General features: G+C 57.0%; 18 protein-coding genes and 2 tRNA genes. 8 read left to right on the forward strand and 12 right to left on the reverse strand.

Going from position 1 to position 21,857, the window contains the following annotated elements; all coding sequences use genetic code 11:
* Positions 1–12 precede the first annotated feature (12 nt).
* Positions 13–984 (reverse strand): aldo/keto reductase, encoded by a 972-nt coding sequence (locus O2597_RS11830; protein WP_269525065.1) that lies wholly within the window; start codon positions 982–984, stop codon positions 13–15.
* A 135-nt stretch (positions 985–1,119) separates the two neighbouring features.
* On the opposite strand from O2597_RS11830, the gene O2597_RS11835 reads away from it, so the two are divergent.
* On the forward strand, positions 1,120–1,536 hold the full coding sequence (locus tag O2597_RS11835; RefSeq protein ID WP_269525067.1) for a hypothetical protein: 417 nt from the start codon (positions 1,120–1,122) through the stop codon (positions 1,534–1,536).
* An 81-nt stretch (positions 1,537–1,617) separates the two neighbouring features.
* Here O2597_RS11835 and htpG read toward each other — a convergent pair whose 3' ends face one another.
* The 9 genes from htpG to O2597_RS11880 form a co-directional block, all read right to left on the reverse strand.
* Positions 1,618–3,489, reverse strand: a complete 1,872-nt coding sequence (htpG, locus tag O2597_RS11840; protein ID WP_269525069.1) for a molecular chaperone HtpG — start codon at positions 3,487–3,489, stop codon at positions 1,618–1,620.
* 120 nt (positions 3,490–3,609) lie between these two features.
* The gene (locus O2597_RS11845) at positions 3,610–4,590 is read right to left on the reverse strand and encodes an aldo/keto reductase (protein ID WP_269525071.1); all 981 of its coding nucleotides are present in this window, start codon (positions 4,588–4,590) and stop codon (positions 3,610–3,612) included.
* Between the two features lie 63 nt (positions 4,591–4,653).
* The gene (locus O2597_RS11850) at positions 4,654–5,403 is read right to left on the reverse strand and encodes an SH3 domain-containing protein (RefSeq protein ID WP_269525073.1); all 750 of its coding nucleotides are present in this window, start codon (positions 5,401–5,403) and stop codon (positions 4,654–4,656) included.
* Positions 5,400–7,217 (reverse strand): BatD family protein, encoded by a 1,818-nt coding sequence (locus O2597_RS11855; RefSeq protein ID WP_269525075.1) that lies wholly within the window; start codon positions 7,215–7,217, stop codon positions 5,400–5,402. The genes O2597_RS11850 and O2597_RS11855 overlap by 4 nt, the downstream gene beginning before the upstream one ends.
* Before the next feature lie 2 nt (positions 7,218–7,219).
* A complete protein-coding gene (locus O2597_RS11860; protein ID WP_269525077.1) occupies positions 7,220–9,301 on the reverse strand; it encodes a VWA domain-containing protein in 2,082 nt (693 codons plus the stop codon).
* Positions 9,298–10,335 (reverse strand): VWA domain-containing protein, encoded by a 1,038-nt coding sequence (locus tag O2597_RS11865; protein WP_269525079.1) that lies wholly within the window; start codon positions 10,333–10,335, stop codon positions 9,298–9,300. Before O2597_RS11865 ends, O2597_RS11860 begins: the two co-directional genes overlap by 4 nt.
* Positions 10,332–10,916 (reverse strand): hypothetical protein, encoded by a 585-nt coding sequence (locus O2597_RS11870; protein ID WP_269525081.1) that lies wholly within the window; start codon positions 10,914–10,916, stop codon positions 10,332–10,334. Before O2597_RS11870 ends, O2597_RS11865 begins: the two co-directional genes overlap by 4 nt.
* Before the next feature lie 37 nt (positions 10,917–10,953).
* Positions 10,954–11,856 (reverse strand): DUF58 domain-containing protein, encoded by a 903-nt coding sequence (locus O2597_RS11875; protein ID WP_269525083.1) that lies wholly within the window; start codon positions 11,854–11,856, stop codon positions 10,954–10,956.
* A 118-nt stretch (positions 11,857–11,974) separates the two neighbouring features.
* Positions 11,975–12,970: an AAA family ATPase gene (locus O2597_RS11880; RefSeq protein ID WP_269525085.1), complete on the reverse strand. Its 996-nt coding sequence runs from the start codon at positions 12,968–12,970 to the stop codon at positions 11,975–11,977.
* Between the two features lie 114 nt (positions 12,971–13,084).
* Between O2597_RS11880 and O2597_RS11885 the strand changes: the two genes are divergently transcribed.
* The 4 genes from O2597_RS11885 (at position 13,085) to O2597_RS11900 (ending at position 15,916) form a co-directional block, all read left to right on the forward strand.
* Complete coding sequence (locus O2597_RS11885) at positions 13,085–14,455, forward strand: sigma-54-dependent transcriptional regulator (RefSeq protein WP_269525087.1); 1,371 nt, start codon at positions 13,085–13,087, stop codon at positions 14,453–14,455.
* 97 nt (positions 14,456–14,552) lie between these two features.
* A complete protein-coding gene (locus O2597_RS11890) occupies positions 14,553–15,413 on the forward strand; it encodes a PstS family phosphate ABC transporter substrate-binding protein (protein ID WP_269525089.1) in 861 nt (286 codons plus the stop codon).
* Between the two features lie 67 nt (positions 15,414–15,480).
* A tRNA-Gly gene (locus O2597_RS11895) sits at positions 15,481–15,556 on the forward strand.
* Positions 15,557–15,840: 284 nt separating this feature from the next.
* A tRNA-Gly gene (locus O2597_RS11900) sits at positions 15,841–15,916 on the forward strand.
* 107 nt (positions 15,917–16,023) lie between these two features.
* On the opposite strand, the gene glmS is transcribed toward O2597_RS11900, so the two are convergent.
* On the reverse strand, positions 16,024–17,874 hold the full coding sequence (gene glmS / locus O2597_RS11905; protein WP_269525090.1) for a glutamine--fructose-6-phosphate transaminase (isomerizing): 1,851 nt from the start codon (positions 17,872–17,874) through the stop codon (positions 16,024–16,026).
* A gap of 73 nt (positions 17,875–17,947) precedes the next feature.
* Here glmS and O2597_RS11910 point away from each other — a divergent pair, with 73 nt between their 5' ends.
* Together O2597_RS11910 and O2597_RS11915 are read left to right on the forward strand one after the other, a co-directional pair.
* Positions 17,948–19,243 (forward strand): glucose-1-phosphate adenylyltransferase, encoded by a 1,296-nt coding sequence (locus O2597_RS11910; RefSeq protein WP_269525092.1) that lies wholly within the window; start codon positions 17,948–17,950, stop codon positions 19,241–19,243.
* 150 nt (positions 19,244–19,393) lie between these two features.
* The gene (locus tag O2597_RS11915) at positions 19,394–20,239 is read left to right on the forward strand and encodes a universal stress protein (RefSeq protein ID WP_269525094.1); all 846 of its coding nucleotides are present in this window, start codon (positions 19,394–19,396) and stop codon (positions 20,237–20,239) included.
* Here O2597_RS11915 and lgt read toward each other — a convergent pair.
* Positions 20,236–21,132, reverse strand: coding sequence for a prolipoprotein diacylglyceryl transferase (gene lgt / locus O2597_RS11920; RefSeq protein ID WP_269525096.1), 897 nt, complete (start codon positions 21,130–21,132; stop codon positions 20,236–20,238). The genes O2597_RS11915 and lgt overlap by 4 nt on opposite strands.
* 113 nt (positions 21,133–21,245) lie before the next feature.
* Here lgt and O2597_RS11925 point away from each other — a divergent pair, with 113 nt between their 5' ends.
* Positions 21,246–21,857: a LysM peptidoglycan-binding domain-containing protein gene (locus tag O2597_RS11925; protein ID WP_269525098.1), complete on the forward strand. Its 612-nt coding sequence runs from the start codon at positions 21,246–21,248 to the stop codon at positions 21,855–21,857.

A 21,857-nucleotide genomic window follows, 5' to 3' on the forward strand; every position in this document is an offset into this window, starting at 1 on the left:
TGATTTGTGGTTCTAGGTGAGCCACTCACGGTAGGGCTGCAGTGCTGCCTCGTCGGCGACGTCGAGCAATTTCTCGGCAATGGTCAATCGGTCGCTTTCTGTCAAGCGGGTGAAGCGTCGCAGGATGTCGGCGTTCGTTTGTACTTGTTCCACCGTGGTCATTCCGCTGACCCAGCTGCAGACCGGGAGGGAGAGGACAAACCACTGGTTCTCGTCCAGGCTGATCCGGTCCGGCACCACTCGCTTGCCGCCGATCATGTGGCTGGTAATGCGTCCCGCGCCCATGGTCTTCATGGCCAGAGGGGCGATTTGCCGCTTCCCGAGTTCCGGCAGGACTTCCTGGATGAAGCTGTCTTGTGAAACTGAGTCGACCGCGCTGATCGGCATGAGCAAGGCGTCGATGGGACGTTCTGTGGTCAGGTCCAGGGCTTTGAGCAGGGCAGCGGTCGAGTAATGACCGGAGACGCCACAGTGACGGATCTTGCCGGAGGCTTTGGCCTTTTCAATCACCGGTAGCATTTCCAGTACGCGTTTTTCGGCATCTGCTTCGTCGATCAGGGTGTGAACCATCCACAGGTCGATATAGTCTGTCTTCAGACGCTGAAGGGAGCGCTCCAATTGCGTAGCGGCGGGGAGCGCCGGGTCGCGCGTATCGCACTTGGACATGATGAAGACGTCTTCCCTGTATTTCGGCGTCAGGTAGTTGCCGTACAAGCGTTCCGATGCGCCCCCGAGATACTTATGCGCAGTATCGAAGAAGCGGATACCCTGTTCCAGGGCCGTCTCGATCAGGGCCTGCCCGTTCCGGTCTCCGCCGGAGGCTGAGTGAAACCCGCCGAGACCCAGTGCGGTGAGGGATTCGCCGGTTTTGCCGAAGGGGCGGACGGGGAGGGTTGCTCCCAGGCGGTCCGATCCCGAGGATACTATCGTGGCTCCCGACAAGTTCGGAGCAACCGCAGCCATGGTCGCGGTGGACTTGAGCATTTGAAGGATGAATTCACGCCGGTCCATGCGCAGGTATCAAATACGGAATCGGCCAAAAGTCGATTCAAGGTGCTTCTTTTTGGGGGGGCATACGGCTTGCAATACGTGTATAAGGATATAAACTCGCGAACCGTTATGAATAAAAAATACCTCACCCTGACCTGTCTCGCCGCTGCTTTTGTTTTGAATCCGCTTTTTGCCAGTCCCCCGGAGGGCAAGGGCAAGCCGGATGATGCGGCGATGAAAAAGATGGAATCCCAGGAAAAGAAAGCCCATTCCGAAATGAAGAAAATGGAAGGGGATGAAGCCAAGATGAAGAAGAAGGCGAAGTCCGAAGAGGACGAAGCCGAACACATGGCGGAGAAGTCCAAGGAAAAGTCGGAAAAGATGGCCAAGGAAAAGATGGAGAAGTCGGAAAAGATGGCTAAGGAAAAGTCGGATATGAGCGACAAGACCGAAGCCATGCACAAGGAGGCCGGAAAGGGCTCCGAAACCGGCCAGGAAATGCGTGAAGAACACAGCCGTAAGTGGTGGAAGTTCTGGGGCGAATAACCCCCTTCAATACATTTGCACTGAAACAAAAAAAGGCACCTCGATCCGAGGTGCCTTTTGTATACCGAAAGTCGTGCTGGACTACTGCTGGCTCAGTTTCTCAAGGATCTCGTAATTGCGCTGGACCATGGTGGTCGGATCTTCGAGCAGGCCGGCGGCCATGCGTGCATTGTCGAGCAATTGCTGACTGATCAGGGTGGCCAGGTCGCTGTTACTGCCGTGCAGGGAAGCCAGGTTCTTGACCAGCGGATGGCGCGGGTTGATCTGCAACTTGACCGGAGGTTCCGCACCCATCATGCCGCCTTTTTGCTGCATGGCTTTCATCATGCGGCGCATTTGTGCCGTCATCATCTTGTCGGCATTGACGATCATGGCCGGGCTGCCGACGAGACGCTCGCTGGCCGTGACCTCGCTAACGTCATCGCCGAGCTTCTCCTTGATGAACTTGCACAGGTCTTCGCTGGCAACGGCGTCAAGTGCCTCGGGCTTGTCGGTCTCGGTTTCCGGTGCGATGGCATCGAGGTCGATGTCGTCGCTGTCGGCGGAAACGAAGTTTTTCTCCTCGAAGTTACGTGCGTGGTTCATGACGAACTCGTCGACCGCCTCGTACATGTAGAGTACCTCGATATTGCGCGCCTTGAAGGCTTCGAGGTAGGGGCCGTTCTCGATCGCCTTCCGGTTCGGCCCGGAAATGTAGTAGATCTCCTTCTGGCCTTCCGGGGCGCGCGAGAGGTAGTCGGCCAGACTGGTGGTCTTGCCTTCCTCGGTGTAGGAGGACTCATAGCGCAGCAGTTTGAGCAGATGGTCACGGTGGGCGAAATCCGTGGTGACCCCTTCCTTGAGGAAGAGCCCGAAGGACTGCCAGAAGCTGTCGTAGGCTTCCGGATCGTTCTTGGCCTTTTCCTCCAACATCTTGAGGAAGCGCTTGGTGATCACCTTGTTCAGTTTCTGCACCAGCGTGCTGTCCTGCATGGATTCTCGGGAGATGTTGAGCGGGAGGTCGGCGCTGTCGACCACGCCGCGGACAAATCGAAGCCAATCCGGGAGCAGGTTCTTGGGGTCGCTGTCGATCAGGATCTTGCGGCAGTAGAGTGCCACGCCCGGTTCCATCCGGCCGAAGCCGAAGCCTTCCATGTTTTCTGTCGGCGCAAAGAGCAGGGTGTTGATCGCCAGTGGGGCATCGGCCGAGAAGTGAAGCCAGAAACGGGGCTCGTCGAATGCATTGGCCTGGAACTTGTAGAATTCCTTGTATTCCTCTTCGCTGATGTCGTTCTTGTTCTTCAGCCAGAGGGCTTCCACTGTTTTCAGGGTGTCACCATCAACCTTGACCGGGAACTGAACGAAGCTGGAGTAGTTCTTGATGATTGATTCGATCCGGTCCTTTTTCGCGAAATCCTTGTACTCGTCTTTCAGGTGGATGACGATACGGGTGCCGCGGCGTTCGCCCTCGACCGTTTCGATCTCGTAGGAGCCGGAACCGTCGCTGGTCCAGCAGAGGCAGTCTCCTTCGGTTCGCCAGCTCCGGGAGTAGACCTGGACCTTGTCCGCGACCATGAATACGGAGTAGAATCCGACTCCGAACTGGCCGATCAGGTTTTCATTGCGCTCGCCGCTTTCCTTCAGGGCGTTGAGGAAGGCCTTCGACCCGGAATGGGCGATCGTGCCGAGATTTTCGATCAGCTCGTCGTGTGTCATGCCGATTCCGGAATCGCGGATCGTGATGGTGCCGGCCTCTTCTTCCGTCGTGACTTGGATTTCCAGTTCAAGCTCGGCGTCAAAGATCTCTTTCTCTGTCAACTGCGTATGGCGCAGCTTCTCCGTCGCGTCGGATGCGTTGGAGATCAGCTCGCGGACAAAGATCTCTTTATCCGTATAGAGCGAGTGGACAACGATATCGAGGACCTGCTTGACCTCCGCTTGGAACTCGTGGCGTTCAGGTGCTTTCGTGCTCATATGTCTATTTTTCTGTGTGTTACGATTGAAAGTTGGGCGATAAGAAGCCGGAAACCGTAGGCAGTGCTTCCAAAAAATCAAGTGCCAGTCTGAGGAGAGTGCGCGGAAACCCCTGCCGCGTTAGGGGACGGGGTGTCCTATGGCAGCTTGGAGCAGTTGATACCACTCGACCCGGCTGAGTTGGATTGTTTCGGCTTGGGCCGATTCCTGTAGCCGTTCCGGAGTCAGGGTGCCGAGAATCGGCTGGATGCAGGCGGGGTGCCGCAGCAGCCAGGCCAGCATGATTGCCTGGGCCGAGCAGTTGTAGGACTCTGCGAAGGTGTGCACCAAATCCAGCAGCGCTTGTTTGGGGTGTGGTTCGTCTCCCGCGCGCGCATGGTAAAAGGCGCCGCCGCCGACCGGTGACCAAGCCTGCACGAGGATCCCGTGAAGTCTGCAGTAATCGAGTAGCCCTGTTCCCAGGCTGCCGGGTGTGTCTTGGTGCAGGTTGACATCGATCCCTTCGGCGATGAGCCAGGGATGCGCCAAGCTGATTTGCAATTGGTTGATCAGCAGGGGCTGGCGGATGTAAGCCCGCAGGAGTTCCATCTGACGGATACTGTGGTTGCTCAGCCCGAAGTGCCGGACTTTTCCATCATTCTCCAGATCGTCCAACGCGCGTGCCACCTCTTCCGGTTCCATGAGGGCGTCCGGACGGTGCAGGAGCAATGTGTCCAGATACTCGATTCCCAGTCGTCTTAGGCTGCCTTCGACGGACTCGACGATATGCTCGTAGCTGAAGTCATAGCGGGCGGGGGTCCCCGGGTTCGGCGTATTGGCGAATCGAATGCCGCATTTGGATTGGATATAGATCGATTCCCGCAGGTCGGGGTTGGCTTTGAGGTATTCGCCAAACACCTGTTCGGACTTGCCGTAGGTGTAGATGTCGGCGTGGTCGTAGAAATTGATGCCGGCTTCAAGGCTCGCGTCGAGAATCGTAAAGGCGCGTTGCCTCCAACTGTCGTCCAAGGGGCGCGTATCCCAATGACCGCCGATCGCCCCACAACCGTAGGCCAAGCGTGTCACGTTCCAATCTGTTTCGGGGAAGACAAAGGTTTGCATGGTCTAAATTTATCCAGGAGACCGCTCGTCTCAACCGAAATACCGTCTTCGGGATATGAAAATTCAATTGGAATTTCCGCTGTCTTGCCTCGCCTGCGGGAAGACTTCCTTGAAGTCCGTTCCGGCGATCCAGCCGCGCGAGCCTTGCTCGGTTACCACCTTGGCGAAATCATTGTGTCGTTCTAGGATGTGCAGGCGTTCGCCGGGCCGCGCCTGCCCGCTTTGCGGGGCGCCGGTTGCGGGGGCCGCATGCAGGCTGGCTGGGGTGTTGGAAAGACAGATGGCGCGATGACGGTCCTGCAGGCTCAGCCAGGTTCCGGCCAGGGCGAGGGTGCAGCTTATCAGGCAAATGGCTCGCAGTCCTTTGGTCGCCAGTCCGGCTTTCATGTCCCCCGCGATCGGGTAGAAGAGTGCGAGCGCTCCGATCCAGAAGCTGAGACAGAGTAGGGTGAGCCAGCTGTTGAGCGTGAGGGCGCGTCCTGCCAACTCGTACCATCGCGTTTCGGTTCCCAGCAAGCCGAGCTGTTCACGCAGGGCAGCCAACTTGAAATGGTATTCCGGTTGGTAGGGGGTGAGCTGCAGGGCGCGTTCCAACTGCCAGGCGGCCTCGGCGGGTTGCGCTTGCTGGTACAGGCTCAGTGCGAGGTTGTGATGTCCCGCGGCGGTTTCTTCCTGAACCAACGCCGCTTCGAACTGGCTTTGGGCGCCGGCATAGTCGCCGGCTTCATAGGCGGCGGTACCTTCTGAAAAGTTGCTCGCGCTCAGGGAGGCCAGGCATGTGAGAAAGGCGATTAAAGCGGGCAAGTATTTCATAGCGCTTTGAGGATACTTTCGAGTTTTTGGCGGTCGGCTTCGAGGTTCGCTTGCTGGCTTTGGCCGGAGTAGCGGATGGTGTCGGCTTTCTGGAAAAGCGACTCGCAGGCCTCTGCGGCCGTTTCGCTTCGGAGGCAAGGGCGGATTTCCGGATAGTCGGCATTACGCAGGTCCTTACCGCTCGCTTCGGTTGCCGCGAGTCGGATGCTGCGACAGGCACTGGCGTAGAAGCTTTCTGAGTCGCCTGCCGTGGCCGAGGCCATGGCTTCACTGAGGGCCGCCTTCGCCGCTTTCCCGGCTTCACGGGCCAGCCGGTAGCTGTGGTCCTGCTGTAATTTTCGCCGCTGCCTCAGCCGGACGATGCCAAAGGCAAAGGCCAGTGCGATTGTACCATGGAACACATAAAACAAAGGCTGGCGCAGCCAGTTGCCGTCGACCGTTCGACTGGCTCGGGGGCGGTAGTCCAAGACGAGGAGGGCCTCCTCCGCCGAGAGTTTGGGAATTGGGGCGGACGCCGTGTCTCCGTTCAATGGGTGTGCATCTCCGTTCAGGGTGCCGGCAGATGGATTGCCGGGTTTGCCGGGAGCGACCTCCATCGGAATGGGCGGACTGTCCAATTCAATGTATTGCTTGCTTTTCGGGTCGAAAAAAGAAAAGCGGACAGCGGGTAGTTCCTGGCTTCCGGCTTGTTGCGGAATGCAGATGTAGTCGAAGCGCTTCTTGCCATGCAGGCCGATTGCATCGCTGGGGACGAATGTGGATTCGGGCTTGTAGCTACGCCATGCCGGGCTTTCCGCCAGTTCGGGGCCTTCAATGCGGTCGAAGTTGCCGCTTCCTGCAATTTCTACAGAGAGCATGACCGGCTCTCCCACGCGGCTGCTTTTCGCATCGCTGTAGACTTGTAGGCTGAAGTCTCCGATCGCTCCGGAAAAGCTCTCGGGCTTGTCGGCCTCTGGCAGTGGCAGTACCTCGACCTGGAGCGGTTCGGTGTAGACGTTAAACTGCTCCGTGCGGCCGAAAAAGTCGTCGAAGATGCTGCCCCCGAAGGGAGAGCGTTGACCGAAGGGGCTGTTGGTGCCGGACTGGTCCGGAAATTGGGCGGATATCCGGAACTGGAAGCTCAGGTCCTGCAATCCGGTTTGGATCGGTGTCAGGGTCAAGGGCCAGGTGTCGACTTGGTAGCGCCGGCCCTTGTAGTTCTGCATGCTGTCTTCTGAATCGTTCTTCAATTCGCTGAGAACAAAGCCGTCGGACGTGCGGTCGAAGCTGTGGATGCGACGAAGGCGCACACTCGAGTCGATATACAACTGCAGGTCCATTTCAATCGTCTGGCCGATATACATCTGCTGCGGGACTTCCGCCTTGAGAAAGACCAGTTCGTCGACCGTCGGTGCCGCATTCTCCCCGCGCTTGAGCACTTCCAGCTTGGCGCTGGGGATGGTCAAGGTTTGGCCTTTGTATCGGATTGTGTAGCTGGGAATCGTGTAGGTGCCGGGGGTGGGGGCCTCGACATCACTAATGATGCTTTGTGTGCGCTTGTAGGTGGCCTGCATGTTGTAGATTTGCGTGCTCGAACCGCTGGTGGTTCGGGCGTTGCGCACATTCAACCCGTTCGTGTCCGGGATCTGCATCGAGGTGACCGGTTCGACCGACGGCATCTTCTGCTTGTCGGTTTCATAGATCTCGACGATATAGCGTATCGGATTCCCCAGATTGACCCGGGTGGGTTGGAAGCGCGCGCTGGCGGCAATCTCTGCCATCGCCATGGATTGCAGACCTATCAGTGCAAGTAGTATGAGCGGGATTCTGGACATGGTTACCAGTCTCGGATGTGTCCCCCTGTGCGGGGGCCCGGTGATTCAACGAAAGGTAATAATTGTTCCTTGCTTTGTAAACTGTTCAAGAGTGCCCGGGCATCCTCAGTGCTCATGCCCTCCACGGGCTCTGTCCCCATTGCGGTGCCCGGTCCTGCCTCGGATGTCTCGTTTTCGCCGTCTACTTCCGGTACCGGCATACTACCCGAGGCTTCGTCGGTTCCTTCTTCTCCAGAGGCTTGCTGGCCCGGTTCGCCGGCTTCCTGCTCCATGGATTCGCCTTGCTGGGCGTTATTCTCGCGGTCTTCTCCCTGTTGTTCGGATTTTTCGCCTTCTTCTGAGGGCTGTGGCTGCGGTGCCTGTTCGCCTTGTTCGCCGGAGTCTGGTTGCTGTTGCTTGTCGGATGGGGACTCGTCGGATTGCTCCTGTCCCTGTTGCTCCTGGCCGGATTCGCCTGGCTGTTGCTGATTCCCGCCCTGCTGGTCTTGGCCTTGCTGGCCGGATTCGCCCTGCTGGTTTTGGGATTGCTGGTCTTGAGAGTCTCCTGACTGCTGCTCCTGCCCTTGCTGCTCCTGCCCTTGTTGGTCCTGGCCCTGTTGATCCTGGGAATCACCGGATTGCTGCTGGTCTTGTTGGTCCTGTTCGCTCTGCTCCTTCTCCTGTTCGTCCTGATTTTGCTGCTGTTGTTGCTTCTGGTTCTCCAGGTAGTCTTCGAGGGCTTTGCGGCGTGCTTGGGTTGCTTTCGCATCTTCTTTGGCTGGCTGGTCCTTCGGGTCCATCTCGACCGCCGATTGATAGAAGTCTTCGGCCTGCTTCCATTTCTGCAGGGCCGTTTCGAAGTCCTGCTGCTCGAATGCCTTTTGCCCCTGTTGATAATAGGCATGGCCGAGATTGTAGAGTGCATCCCGTTGCAGGCCCAGGTCGCCGCTTTCATTGATGCTGCCTTCCAGCTCGGCTGCGGCGGTTTCAAAATGCCCTTCGACGAGATTGGCGTAGGCCTGGTTGTACAGTTCTTCGGGGCTGGCCTTGTCTGCCTCTGCTCGGCTTTGGCTCGGATAGAGGCAGGCGGCGGCGATGAGCACGACGACGGTACTCTGTCCGCGGCGGCGTATCAGGCCTTCAACTACCAGAAGTATGAGAGCGGCTCCGATTGCCCATTGAAAACGTTCGATGTGTACTTCCTGCATTTCGGATTCACGTTCTTCGCGGGGCAGGGCGTTGAGCACCTTGTTGTACAGCCTCTGAAGCGTATCCGGTTCCAGTTGCGAGTAAAGCCCTCCGGTTGTTTCCGCGATCTCCCTGAGTGTGGTTTCGTCCAGCTGACTGCGTACCGGCTGACCTTCTTCATCCCGAACAAATTCTTCGATGCCTTGCTCGTTGCGAATGCGCAAGTAGTCGCCCTCCGGTGTCCCGAAACCGATGCTGTGTATCTGTATGCCCTTCGCCTTGGCTCGCTCGGCGGCTTGCTGTGCGCTGCCCCCCAAGTCTTCGCCGTCGGTCAGGAGGACGACGACCTTGACGTTACTTTCTGTAGGGAAGGCCTTGGCCGCTTCGTCGATGGCGCCGCCCAAGTCGCTGCCGCCGCGCGTGAGCGAGGACGGGCTGACCGCTTCCAGATTCTCTCGGAAGGCTGCATAGTCGAGGGTCGGAGGCGTCTGCAGGAAGGCTTGACCGGCAAAGATGACGAGGCCGATGCGGTCGCTTTCGAGACGCTCGATCAGGTCGAGGATGGCGAGTTTGGCACGATCCAGCCGGGTTGGCCGCAGGTCCGTGGCCAACATGCTTTTGGAGCTGTCGAGCACGAAAACAATATCGAGTCCGCGGGCTTTGCGTTCCGTCCATTCAACTCCGTATTGCGGGCGAGCCAATGCCAGGCCGATCGTGGTGCAGGCCAGGCTGAGCAGGGTCGCCTTGATCAGTATGCGGCGCAGACTGGCCTTTTCGGTCAATTGTTCGAGAAGGCGGGCGGCTGCGAACTGCTGCAACAGACTGCTGCGCTTACGCAGTCCGTAGGCGATTAGAGCCACTACCAAGAGGGTGACTAGGGGGGTTAAATAGAGCCAGATGTGCGATGCAAATGTCATGGGAGTCGACGGTAGCGTGTGTTCGCGAGCATCTGCTCGATTCCAATCAAAAGGAGTCCGAGTCCGGCGGGCCAAATAAAGAGTTCAGTGAAACTGGCGTAGCTGCGCAGTTCGACTTTGGTTGTTTCCAGTGTATCAATTTCATCGTAGATCCGCTCGAGGTCCCCGCTCTCGGTGGCTCTGAAAAATTGGCCGCCGGTCAGTTCTGCGATCTGGCGAAGTTCGGTTTCGTCGTAGTTTGAAAAATCACTCCGTCCCCGGTAGATGGGGACCCCGTCGCGGTCGCGCAGCACCTCGCCGGCCCGGTTGGTCTCCGGGACCGGGACGCGCCCCTTTTTGCCGGTGGCGATCGTGTAGACCTTGATTCCCAGCGCTTTGGCTGCTTCGGCCGCCCCGATGGGCGTCAGCTCGCCTGCGTTGTTTTCCCCGTCGGTCAGGAGGATGACGATGCGGCTTCGTCCTTCCTGCTTCCGCAGGCGGTTGGCACTGGCTCCCAGCGCGGTGCCGATGGCCGTGCCACTGATGTCGATTTCGCCGAGTTCCAGACGTTTCAGGTTCTTTTTCAGCCAGTCGTGGTTCAGGGTGAGGGGGCTGACTACATAGGCGTCGGCCGCGAATACCACGAGCCCGATTCGGTCAAACTCCCGCTGGTCGATGAAGTCGTCGATCACACGTTTGGCTGCGTCGAGCCGGGTGACGATATCCTCACGGGTTGAGAGGTCGAGTGCCCGCATCGAACCGGACATGTCGAGAGTGACCACGATATCGATACCTTCTGCCTCCGTGTTATTGTTCATGCGGCCGATCTGTGGACGGGCCATGGCCGTGACGAGTGAGGCCAATCCCAGCCAGCGCAAGGTGAGCAGTATTTGTCCGGCACGGCTTCGGCGTCTCCGGCTGACCGCCTTGGCCAATTGGGTGCTGGAAAAACGAATGGCCGCATCCGGACCGTGACGTCCGGACCACCAGGCCAGTAGCGGCAGTAGCAGTAGTAGCAGGAAAAATAGTGGGTCCTGGAACTGGAAGAAACTCATGTCGGGAACTCCTCCTTTCCCGGAAGAGGCGGGGGAGCGCTCGGTTTCTCTGAGTCAGTGGCCGGAGTCGGGCTTAGGCCGAGGACGATCTCAGATGCCGTATCCGTCATCATGATACGCTCTTTTTCGGTAAAGCGGGCGAGGGCGAATTTTGCCCGGTCGCAGCAGCGCAGGAAGTCTTTCAGGTTGAGCTGTAGCTCTCCGGGGAGGCGGACACTGGCCAGACATTCCTCGGTGGTCTTTCCATGGGTTCGGTACTGCCGGACACGCTCCAGGTAGTTCAGGAGAATGCGCGAGCTTTCGACCGCATAACGCTCGTCGTCCCCGAGTTCCAAGGCGGCTTGTAATGCATTCAACGCAAGCGCTTCGGGTGAGGGGGGCGCGCTGCGCCTGCTCCCTTTGCGCAGAAAAGCCAGAATTCCCCAGACCAGCAGGCTGGCCAAAATGAAGCCGCCCAGGCACATTACAATGATTTGCCAAGTCTCGAACAAAGGCATCTCGACCGGACCTCTTAAGCGGTCCAGTGAGGGGCCATCCGGTAAGTCCGGAAGTGTGCTGGCTGGCATTTGAGCGAGAAACATTATTGTAATCGTGCTTTGGGCGGGGGGCGTACTTTGATCAGCGGCGACTGGCCCGGCGAGCGAAGAGCTTGCGCAATGCCGGGAGGTACGGTTCGTCCGTGCGGGCTTCGACCCAATCGAGTCCTTTTTTTCGCATGTTGGTCTCAAAGGCTTGGTTGCGGATGCGTGCCGCATCGGCATAGCGCTTTCGTGTCCGGGTATTTCCCGTGTCGATTTCGACGATCTCGCCGGTTTCCGCGTCCTCCAAGGCGACGATCCCGATGTCGGGGAGCTTTTCCTCGCGTGGATCCCGCAGCGCAATGCAAACCAGGTCGTGGCGTTGATTGGTCAGGCTGAGAGAACTGAAGAGGTTGTCTTCTTCGGCTTTGTGTCCGGGAGCGTTGTCGAGAAAGTCGGAGATCAGGAAGACCACTGCCTTGCGCCGCTGCACCCGGTTCAGGTAGTCCAGCGCGGCTTTATGGAGGGTCCCGCGACGTTTTGGTTCGAAGAACAGAATATCCCGGATTAAGCGCAAAACATGCCGCCTTCCTTTCTTGGGTGGGATGTAGTGTTCGATCTCATCTGTGTAAAGAAGCAGACCGACCTTGTCGTTGTTGAGCGTTGCCGAGAAGGCGAGCACGCTGGCGATCTCTGCCGCGCGTTCCCGCTTGCTCTGTTCCACCGAGCCAAAAATGCCGGAGGCGCTCAGGTCAACCATCAGCATCAGGGTCAATTCGCGCTCTTCTCGGAAGATCTTCACATAGGGCCGGTCCATCTTGGCGCTGACGTTCCAGTCGATCGTGCGAACGTCATCGCCGATCGCGTATTCTCGTACCTCCTCGAAATCCATACCCCGGCCCTTGAATGAGCTGTGATAGGCGCCGGTCACCGAGTCCGTCACCAACTGGCGGGTGCGGATCTCGAGGCGACGGACTTTTTTGATGATATCGGATGGAGTCACGGGTTATTGAGTGCGGAATTCGGGATACGGGACGCGAGATACGGGATGCTGGATGCGGGGTTGACTGCTCGAATTATGCATCCTGTATCCCGGATCAACGATTCGTGGGAATCGTTCTCTAGGGGACCGGAACGGCTTCAAGGATCGTTTTGACCAAATCCTCGCTCGTGATTTCTTCCGCTTCCGCTTCGTAGCCGGGAATGACCCGGTGGCGCAGCACATCCATGCCGATTTCCTTGACGTCCTGCGGAATGACATAGCCGCGACCCTGCATGAGTGCCCAGGCTTTGGCGGCCAGAGTCAAGCTGATGGTGGCACGGGGGCTGGCCCCAAATTGGATGTACTGTCCGAGTTTCAGGTTGAAGTCCTCCGGTTGGCGGGTCGCCAGCACGATATTGACGATATAGTCGCGTATCTTCGGGTCCACATAGACCTTGTTCACGGTCGTGCGGGCTTCGCGGATGATGTCCAGCGTCGTGACCGCGTCGACGTCGAGGTCCGGGCTGGTCGATGCCATCCGGTCGAGGATCTCACGCTCGTCGGCTTTGCTGGGATAGCCCACCTTGAGCTTGAGCATGAAGCGGTCAACTTGGGCCTCGGGCAGGGGATAGGTACCCTCCTGGTCGATCGGGTTTTCCGTAGCCAGCACGAGGAAGGGTTCCGGCAGCTTGAAGGTTTCGTCCCCGATCGTGACCTGACGCTCCTGCATGGCTTCGAGTAGCGCGCTTTGCACCTTGGCCGGAGCGCGGTTGATTTCGTCGGCGAGAATCAGGTTGGCGAAAATCGGTCCCTTGCGTGTGTGGAAACTGTTTTCCTTGGGGCTGTAGATCAGTGTGCCAATGATATCCGCCGGCAGAAGGTCGGGAGTGAACTGGATGCGCTTGAAATCCGCCGCGGTTGCTGTGGCGAGGGTGCGGATACTCAAGGTCTTGGCCAGGCCGGGAACGCCTTCCAGCAATACGTGGCCATTGGCCAGCAGGCCAACCAGGAGCCGGTCAACCAGATAATGCTGGCCGACGATGACCCGGCCGATTTCGTTTCTCAGCCGCGGGATCCACTCGGTGGCCGCTTCAATGGCTGCATCGTTTTCTAGAGTCGGTGTGGTTTCAGACATGATTTGAAACTTCGGTATAAGGTATGGAGCTATTCACTGACAACGAGTGATTGATGAAGTTTCAAATTGAAGAGGGGATTGCATTCAAGGGTCTTTTGTGCCTAATTGTCACACATGCCGGCGACTATCCTGATCGTAGATGATGAAAAGAACACGCGCGAGGGCTTGATGCTCGCTCTTGAGGACGACTATGATGTCTACTTGGCTTCGGGCGCGGATGAAGCCTTCAACTTGATGGAGTCGGAGACTTTTGATGTGATTCTGACCGACTTGCGGATGGCCGGAAAGTCGGGCCTGAAGGTTATCGACCGGGCCATTACCTTGCCGAATAAGCCGATCTGCATCATGATGACGGCCTATGGAAATGTGGAGACGGCGGTCGAGGCAATGCGGCGAGGGGCCTTTGATTTCCTGACCAAGCCGGTTAATCTGGAGAAACTTGAAATTCTTATCAAGCGCGCCTTGAAGTCCCGCACGATCGAGGAGGAAAATGTCGTGCTGCACCAGCGTCTGGACACGAAATACAGCTTCGACGGAATAGTCGGGAATTCTCAAGGTCTGGTGGAGGTGCTCGACAAAGTGAAACTGGTCGCGCCTTCGAAGGCGACCGTCCTGCTCGAGGGGGAGACGGGGACCGGGAAGGAATTGATTGCTCAGGCGATTCATCAGAACAGCAATCGTTCCCGGCAGGCCTTTGTGCCGGTGCACTGTGCGGCACTGGCGGCAAACCTGTTGGAGAGTGAACTCTTCGGTCACGAGAGGGGGGCCTTTACCGGCGCAACCGAGCGGCGTATCGGGCGCTTCGAGGCAGCCAACGGTGGTACGCTCTTTCTTGATGAAATCGGCGAAATTGACGCCTCCACCCAGGTGAAGTTACTGCGTTTTCTCGAGACGCGCACTTTTGAGCGATTGGGCAGCACAAAATCGATCCAGGTGGATGTACGTCTGGTTTGTGCGACCAATCGTAACCTGGCGGCGATGGTCAAGCGGGGTGAATTCCGCGAGGATTTGCTTTATCGTCTCAATGTTGTGACGATCAATCTGCCCCCACTGCGCGAGCGACCGGAGGATTTGCCCGTTTTGCTGAACCACTACATTCGCTATTTCAGTCAGGACAACGGACTGGATCCCGTGACACTGGACGAGTCCGCACTCGAAGTGCTGCTGCGATACCGTTGGCCCGGAAATATCCGTGAGCTTCGTAACTTCTGTGAAAATATCGTCGTGCTTAAGCGGGGCAGCGAGGTCACCGCCTATGATCTGGACCTTAAATATCAGTCCGATGATGCCTTGGATGTGCTTGAACCCGAAGTGCTCACCAGCTCGCCAACGCTCAGTCGCGAAGAGAATGAGAAGCGCCTGCTGCGCAACGCCTTGATCAAGGCAAACGGCAACCGCACGAAGGCCGCGGAACTCATGGGAATTAGTCGCCGGACTTTGCACCGCAAACTAGTCCAATGGCCGGAACTAGACCCTAAAGGCTAAGTCCGACTACTATGCCTTATGGTTTGACTCGGACCATACGAACCTCAGAAATGTCAAAGGTCGCAATATTCCCTTTTTCCCACGTTCATACTATCTCATGAGATTTGTCTCAGTTCTTTTCCTGACAGCGCTTCTTGGGCCAGCTGTCGGTGCCGATGAAATCCGGATATCTGCGTCCGATTTGTTGGCCGATTATATCCGCGAACCACTCGCGTCCTACGCCGAGGAGAATAACGCTACCATCGTGGTGGACAGCATCGGTACGCTTCCGGCCATGGATCGTATGCGGGCGAATGAGGCTGACTTGGCAATCATTGCCGTGCCGGAAGACAAGCCGGTCCCGCGCGATGAGTATGTTGTGTATCCCTTCGCTTATGATGTGGCTGTCGTAGTGGTGAATGAGAGTAACCCGATCGATGAGATCAGCTTGGCCCGACTCGGCGGTATCTTTGGGGCGAACGAGGAATTTAATTACAACAGTTGGGGTGACTTGGGCCTGTCCGGGTGGGGGAGCCGCTCGATCAAGCCTCTGGCCGGACAGAAGGATGGCAGCGTCTCGCTCGAGCTCTTCAAGCATGCCGTCCTCAAGCGAGGTGGGATGAAGACCTCGGTTACGGTTGTGAAAGACGAAGAAGTGGAGGATTTGGTTGTTTCAGATGCGCTTTCCATCGCGTTGCTACCGGGCCTGCCCCAAAATAAGAAACTCAAGAGCCTGATGGTTTCGTCCGCCAAGGACGGTCCCGCTTTTGGGCCGTCCGAGGATAATGTACACTATGGGGATTATCCCATTCGCCTCGCATTCTTCATTGTCTTTAATGAGCGGGATGCCGCCCGTCTCAAGCCGGTACTCCGCGTGCTTTTCGAAGATAAGGTGGCTGGTAGCTTGCGTGACAACTCACTCTTCGCCTTGCCGGATACGGTAAGACGTAAGCTCCTGATCGATTTGGAACTGGAGTAGACTTTTTTCAAAAAACGCATTGACTTGGGGGGCGGTCTATAGATTCTACCGCCTTTCTCCCACACAAGCGAGCGTAGCTCAGTTGGTAGAGCACCACCTTGCCAAGGTGGATGTCGAGAGTTCGAACCTCTTCGCTCGCTCCATTTTCAAAGCCCCCGTGGATAGGTTCCCGGGGGCTTTCTCGTGCTCGGACGAAGAGGTTAGAACTCGAATGGAGAGTTTGACGGAGCCCCTTGGGGCGGAGATGGCCCGGCCCGACAGGGCCGCTGCGTAGCAGTGAGGCTTGCCTCAGGCAAGCTCTTCGCTCGCGTGCTGTGGAGCTGAGGTCCTCCCATTTTTGGTGCGATCAAAAACTAGAAAATCTTATATAAAAAGGCATTGACTTAAGGAGGTGACTCAAGATTCTTCCCAGCTTTCTCCCACACAAGCGAGCGTAGCTCAGTTGGTAGAGCACCACCTTGCCAAGGTGGATGTCGAGAGTTCGAACCTCTTCGCTCGCTCCATTTTCAAAGCCCCCGCGGATAGGTTCCCGGGGGCTTTCTCGTGCTCGGACGAAGAGGTTCGAACTCGAATGGAGAGTTTGACGGAGCCCCTTGGGGCGCGCTATCTGCTATTCCACCGTCACCGACTTTGCCAGATTACGCGGCTTGTCGACGTCGCAGCCACGCTCCAGCGCGACATAGTAGCTGAAGAGCTGGACCGGGATGGACATCAGGATCGGTTTGATGATCTCATGGCATTCCGGAACGAGGATCAGGTCGTCGATCAGGTCCTCCGGTATGTCGCATTCCTCGGTGGCGATGCAGATGACTTTGCCCTTCCGCGCCTTGACTTCCTGGATGTTGGCGAGGCTTTTTTGGAAGATTTCACCGGACGTAGCTAGGAACACGCTGGGGCACTTTTCACTGATCAGGGCGATCGGGCCGTGCTTCATTTCGGCGGCTGGGTAACCTTCCGCATGTATATAGGAAATTTCCTTGAGCTTGAGCGCGCCTTCCAGGGCGATTGGGAACATGAGTTGGCGGCCTAGGAAGAGGCAGTCCTCGTAGCTTGCGTATTGCTTGGCTATGGCGGCAACCTTGTCGCTTTGCCCTAAAACGTCGCGTATGAGCTCGGGCAATTGTTTGAGTGCCTTGACGATGTCGACCCCATCACCGTAGCTGAGGTCGCGCAGGCGCCCCAAATAGAGGGCGACCATGGCGCAGAGCATGATCTGGGAGGTGAAGGCCTTGGTCGAGGCGACGCCAATTTCCGGGCCGGCGTGCTGATAGATGCCCCCGTCGCATTCCCGTGCGATGGTCGACCCGACACTGTTGTTGATGGATAGGGTCCGGTAGCCCTTGCGCTTGGCTTCCCGCAGGGCTGCCAGGGTGTCAATGGTCTCACCGGACTGGCTGATGGCAAAGACCAGCGTGTTTTTGTCGAGCGGGGCGTTCCGGTAGCGGAATTCAGAGGCGTATTCGACCTCCACCGGAATGCGGGCGTAGCGCTCGATCAAGTATTCCGCCACGAGGCAGGCGTGCCATGCGGTGCCGCAGGCGAGGAAGAGGATGCGGTCCACATGGCGTAATTCTTGGGGGCTTAGGTTCAAGCCACCAAAGACAGCCGTGCTGCTGTCGTCGGAAAAGCGCCCCCGCATCCCGTTTTCCAGGGCTGTGGGTTGCTCGAAGATCTCCTTTTCCATGAAATGGTGGTAGTCCCCGAGCTCGGCTTCAGTCGTATCCCAGTCGACCTGGTGAATGACGGCTTCGACATTCTTACTGCTGACTGTCGTGATTGAGAAATCGTCGTTGTGGAGGTGGACGACCTCGTTGTCGTTCAGGTAGACCACGTTCTGGGTGCAGTGGGTGATCGCATTGACGTCGCTTGCGATCAGGTTTTCACCTTTGCCGATCCCGATGATGAGCGGGGAACCCTTTCGCGCGCCGATCAGTTCGTCCGGGGCGTCGGTGCAGATTACCGCGATGCCGTAGGTGCCTTCCACGTGCTGGAGGCTCTTGCGGACCGATTCGAGGAAGCGATTCTTGCCGGACTCTTCGGGCTCCTTTGCGTAGTGATAGGCGATGAGGTTGGCGAGTGCCTCGGAGTCGGTTTCGGAACGGAAGCTATAGCCTTTCCCCACTAGGAACTTCTTCATTCCCAAATAATTCTCAATCACACCGTTGTGCACCAGGGCGATTTTGCCGTCGCTGCTGAGGTGGGGGTGGGCATTGGCTTCGGTTACGTCGCCGTGTGTGGCCCAACGGGTGTGGCTGATACCCAGACTGCCGCCGAGTTGGGACTCCGTCAGGGCTTCTTCGAGGTTTTTGACTCGGCCAGTGCGCTTGACGAGATCAAGTCCGTTTGCGGTGAGAACAGCCATTCCGGACGAGTCATAGCCCCTGTATTCCAGGCGTTTCAGCCCGTCCAACATCAAGTTGCCCGCCCGATGGCGGCCGACGTATCCAACAATTCCACACATAAAGCTTCAATTCAGCGCGAAGACCCTTAATAATCAAGCTTATTGGCTTATACTCAACAACCCCTAGTACACTGTGAAAAAACGTAAGATCGTCTGTATTATCATGGGCGGAGGCCGAGGTACGCGCCTCGTTCCGCTAACCAAAGAACGTTGTAAGCCGGCTGTACCGCTGGCCGGCAAGTATCGACTCGTCGATATCCCTATCAGTAACTGCCTGAATTCCGGCATGAATCAGATCTATGTGTTGACGCAGTTTAACACGGCGTCTTTGCACCGCCATATTCAGGAAGCCTACAAGTTTGATCCCTTCGGTGGCGGATGTGTCGATATCCTCTCTGCGGAGCAGACTGACCGCTCCGACGGTTGGTATCAGGGCACTGCGGATGCGGTGCGTCAGAACATGAACCACTTTGGGCCGATGGAGGAGGGGGACCTGTACGTTATTCTGTCCGGGGACCAACTCTTCCGTATGGACTTGGCTGATGTGGTTCGCGAACACGATGCCCACGGCGCGGACGTGACGATTACCGCCAAGCCGCTCGGTCTGGATGAAGCGGAGGGGCTGGGCCTGATGCGGGTGGACGACCATCTGCAAATCACTGAGTTTGTCGAAAAGCCGACCGATCCCAAGGTGATCCAGAGCTTGGCAGTTGGGGAGAGTGTCCGTCAGAAGATGGTGGAGCCGGGGAATAAGGACTACTGTCTGGCTTCTATGGGGATCTATGTGTTCAATGCCAAGACGTTGATCGAAGCGCTGGATTCGGATACGACTGACTTTGGTAAGGAAATTATACCTGGACTGCTCGGCGAAGTGAAGATGTTCAGCTACGTCTTTGATGCCTATTGGGAAGATATTGGTACGGTGAAGGCCTTCTTTGACTGCAACCTGCGGCTCACTGATACGATGCCGCCCTTTAATTTCTTCGATGAAGAGGCTCGTATTTATACCCGGGCTCGCTTCCTGCCTGCTTCGAAAATGAATTCGTGCCGGATTGACCGTGCCGTGGTGGCCGACGGGAGTATCGTGACGGATTCCGATCTGAAGCGTTGTTCCCTCGGGGTCCGCTCTGTGGTCAGTGACGGGGGTACCTTGGAGAATGTTGTGATGATGGGGGCCGATTACTATGAAACCGAAGATGACTTCGAGGAGAATCAGTCCTTGGGACGCCCCAATATCGGGGTGGGGCACAATTCGGTGATTCGTAATGCGATCCTCGATAAGAACGTCCGTATCGGTAAGAACGTGATCCTCGACCCGACGGGGCTTCCGGACAATTTTGGTCCGGATGTGGATGTCGCTATTCGCGACGGTGTACTCGTTGTTTGTAAAGACGCGGTGGTGCCTGATGGTTTTGTGATGAAAGCCTAGTTTTCCTTCCGCATACAACAGTTATTCTCCCTGTTTTTCTGAAGCCGCAGTCCGCATGGACTGCGGTTTTTGCGTTGCGAATTCCGCAAAATGGGACATGATGTATCTTGTAGAGAGCAAGTAATCCTCACACCCAACCCCACTATTGCTATGAAGAAATTACTCGTATGTACGGATGGCTCGAATTACAGTGAAGAATGTTGCCGTTACGGTGCTTGGCTTGCCCTGCAAAGCGGTGCTACAGTCGATGTTCTGTACGTTACGGATCTCCGTCAGTTTGAAATTCCGGCCGTTGCCGACCTGAGTGGCAGTTTGGGGATACAGCCTTTTGAAGGAATGATCTCGCAGATGCAGGAAGTCGAACGACACAAGGCTGGCTTTGTTGAGGAACATGCCATGCGTGTCTTAAGGGAGGCAGGTATGGGGAATAACGTGAGTTTTCATCACGAGACTGGTCTTCTCGTCGATGTCATTGAGCAGTATCAGGATGAGGTGGATCTTATCTTATTAGGCAAGCGCGGGGAAAATGCCAATTTTGCGACGGAACACTTGGGCTCTATGTTGGAACGGGTGGTCCGGGCAGCGAAGAAGCCCTGCTTGGTCACCTCACGTAAGTTTAAGCCTGTGCAGCAGGTGGCCATTGCCTATGATGGGGGAATCAGTGCGCGCAAGGCGCTTGATTACTTGTCTGCTGAGCCTTTCTTCAAACAGGTCCAGTTGCACTTGGTGACCGTGTCGGAAGGCAGTGATGAAACCGAAGCCTCCGGACGTTTGGCCGAGGCTGAGGCTAAACTGAAGACTGCAGGAATGGAGCCAGGCTGCCAGCTGCTGACTGGAGAAGTTGAGTCGGCTATTGCCAGCTATGTGGACAAGTCTCAGATCGACCTCCTCATTGCCGGGGCCTATGGACACAGTCGCATCCGCGAACTCATTATCGGCAGTACCACGACCGAATTACTCCGACGCTGCCGGGTGCCGGTCCTGTGTTTCCGCTAATTGGTCTCGCGGTGTTGTTCACCATGGGGGTCCAGTTTTTCCTCCAAGCTGGGCTCCCGCTGTCCGCGTAGTCGCGCCAGTACGATGAGTACAAGGCCGGCCAACATCAGGAAGATGGAGTAGAATTGTCCTCGGCTGAGACCGAGGATCAAGCCGGCATCCGGCTCGCGGAAAAGCTCTCCGATAATTCGTACGATTCCGTAGCCAAATAAGAACTCGCCAGCCAGTTGTCCGAAGGGGGGACGTGCAAACCACAGCCGGAACTGCAGATAGATGAAGAGTAACAGTCCTTCCAGTCCCGCTTCATAGAGCTGGGAGGGGTGACGCGGCTGCGGTGCATAGCTCAGGGTGGTCCGGTCAAAGACTGTGGGGCTGTCTGGAAAGATGACTGCCCATCTGACTTCGGTCACGCGGCCCCAGAGTTCTCCGTTGATGAAGTTGGCGATTCGGCCGAAGAAAAGGCCGATGGGAGTGACGGAGGTGACGATGTCCCCCAGTTCGAGGAGTGAACGGTTCTGGCGCCAGGCAAACCAGACCAACGCCAGGATCACCCCGACAAAGCCTCCATGGCTGGCCATGCCCCCCTGGTCGACGCGTATGATCGAAGCGGGGTGGGCCAGGAAATTGTCTAGGTCATAGAGCAGCATGTAGCCCAACCGGCCGCCTGCCAGTACGCCCAGGATGATTGCCGTCATGAGGGTGGCCCGGGCATCCGCATCGATAACGTACTTGCCACGGTTATTGTAGACGCGCAGCAGCGCCCACGCCACGATAAATCCGGCGAGATAGGCCAGCCCGTAGTACCGAATTCCCTCGAGGCCGAGTGGATTTTCAGGGAAGCGGACGAGAAAGGGGCTCAGGTCATGCACCCAGTAATTTGTCGGAGTCGCCATGGTCGTTGCCTGACTTTGTTGCTTTCGACGGAACCGATGGCAACCACAAGTTTCGGTTCAGTTCCCTTTCTGGCTTTGACATTTGGGGGTACCCTCCAATCTTTCTCTACAAGATGATGAAACCGACCCGCATGCTGCTCCTTCTCTGCCTTGGGAGCGCACTACTATTCCAATCCGCAAGTGCTCAGCAAAGTGATGCCTTGCGTGTCTCCGTGGCCAACCTCAGCCAGGATGTGAATATCCTCGCTCGTGAAATGAAATCTCTGCGTTTGGAAATGGAGGCGATGCGTCGTGAGAACGACCAGTTGCGCCGTCAGGTGGCGGCTGCTAGTTCGAACCAGAACACCGATACCCAAATTGCCAACTTGAGTGGGGCGATTGAAGCGCTGCGCAAGGAATACCGTGCCGCCGACGAGGCCCAGAAGCAGCAGATCATCGCTGAAGTGTCTCGCCAGATCGATGCCTTGGCCAAGGAGACGCAGGCGGCGATCAATACGGTAGCCAAGGCGGTCGATGCCCAACCAAGTGTGGCGGCCCCGGTTCATTTTTCCGACAGCTATCCCAAGACTGGAGTGACCTATACCGTGCGTTCGGGCGATACCCTCAGCAAAATCGCCCGCGAGCATGGATCGACAATCAAATACATCCAGGACGCCAACAAGATCGCCAATCCGGCCCGCGACCTGCAGGTCGGGCAAACCATCTTTATCCCTGTTTCCGAATAG

Source organism: Coraliomargarita parva, assembly GCF_027257905.1.
GTDB lineage: Bacteria > Verrucomicrobiota > Verrucomicrobiia > Opitutales > Coraliomargaritaceae > Coraliomargarita_A > Coraliomargarita_A parva.

Excerpts from the sequence above, each read along its gene's own strand:
- O2597_RS11830 (WP_269525065.1), bottom strand. The coding sequence starts at position 984 with ATGCTCAAGTCCACCGCGACCATGGCTGCGGTTGCTCCGAACTTGTCG.
- O2597_RS11835 (WP_269525067.1), top strand. The coding sequence starts at position 1,120 with ATGAATAAAAAATACCTCACCCTGACCTGTCTCGCCGCTGCTTTTGTT.
- htpG (WP_269525069.1), bottom strand. The coding sequence starts at position 3,489 with ATGAGCACGAAAGCACCTGAACGCCACGAGTTCCAAGCGGAGGTCAAG.
- O2597_RS11845 (WP_269525071.1), bottom strand. The coding sequence starts at position 4,590 with ATGCAAACCTTTGTCTTCCCCGAAACAGATTGGAACGTGACACGCTTG.
- O2597_RS11850 (WP_269525073.1), bottom strand. The coding sequence starts at position 5,403 with ATGAAATACTTGCCCGCTTTAATCGCCTTTCTCACATGCCTGGCCTCC.
- O2597_RS11855 (WP_269525075.1), bottom strand. The coding sequence starts at position 7,217 with ATGTCCAGAATCCCGCTCATACTACTTGCACTGATAGGTCTGCAATCC.
- O2597_RS11860 (WP_269525077.1), bottom strand. The coding sequence starts at position 9,301 with ATGACATTTGCATCGCACATCTGGCTCTATTTAACCCCCCTAGTCACC.
- O2597_RS11865 (WP_269525079.1), bottom strand. The coding sequence starts at position 10,335 with ATGAGTTTCTTCCAGTTCCAGGACCCACTATTTTTCCTGCTACTACTG.
- O2597_RS11870 (WP_269525081.1), bottom strand. The coding sequence starts at position 10,916 with ATGTTTCTCGCTCAAATGCCAGCCAGCACACTTCCGGACTTACCGGAT.
- O2597_RS11880 (WP_269525085.1), bottom strand. The coding sequence starts at position 12,970 with ATGTCTGAAACCACACCGACTCTAGAAAACGATGCAGCCATTGAAGCG.
- O2597_RS11885 (WP_269525087.1), top strand. The coding sequence starts at position 13,085 with ATGCCGGCGACTATCCTGATCGTAGATGATGAAAAGAACACGCGCGAG.
- O2597_RS11890 (WP_269525089.1), top strand. The coding sequence starts at position 14,553 with ATGAGATTTGTCTCAGTTCTTTTCCTGACAGCGCTTCTTGGGCCAGCT.
- glmS (WP_269525090.1), bottom strand. The coding sequence starts at position 17,874 with ATGTGTGGAATTGTTGGATACGTCGGCCGCCATCGGGCGGGCAACTTG.
- O2597_RS11915 (WP_269525094.1), top strand. The coding sequence starts at position 19,394 with ATGAAGAAATTACTCGTATGTACGGATGGCTCGAATTACAGTGAAGAA.
- lgt (WP_269525096.1), bottom strand. The coding sequence starts at position 21,132 with ATGGCGACTCCGACAAATTACTGGGTGCATGACCTGAGCCCCTTTCTC.
- O2597_RS11925 (WP_269525098.1), top strand. The coding sequence starts at position 21,246 with ATGATGAAACCGACCCGCATGCTGCTCCTTCTCTGCCTTGGGAGCGCA.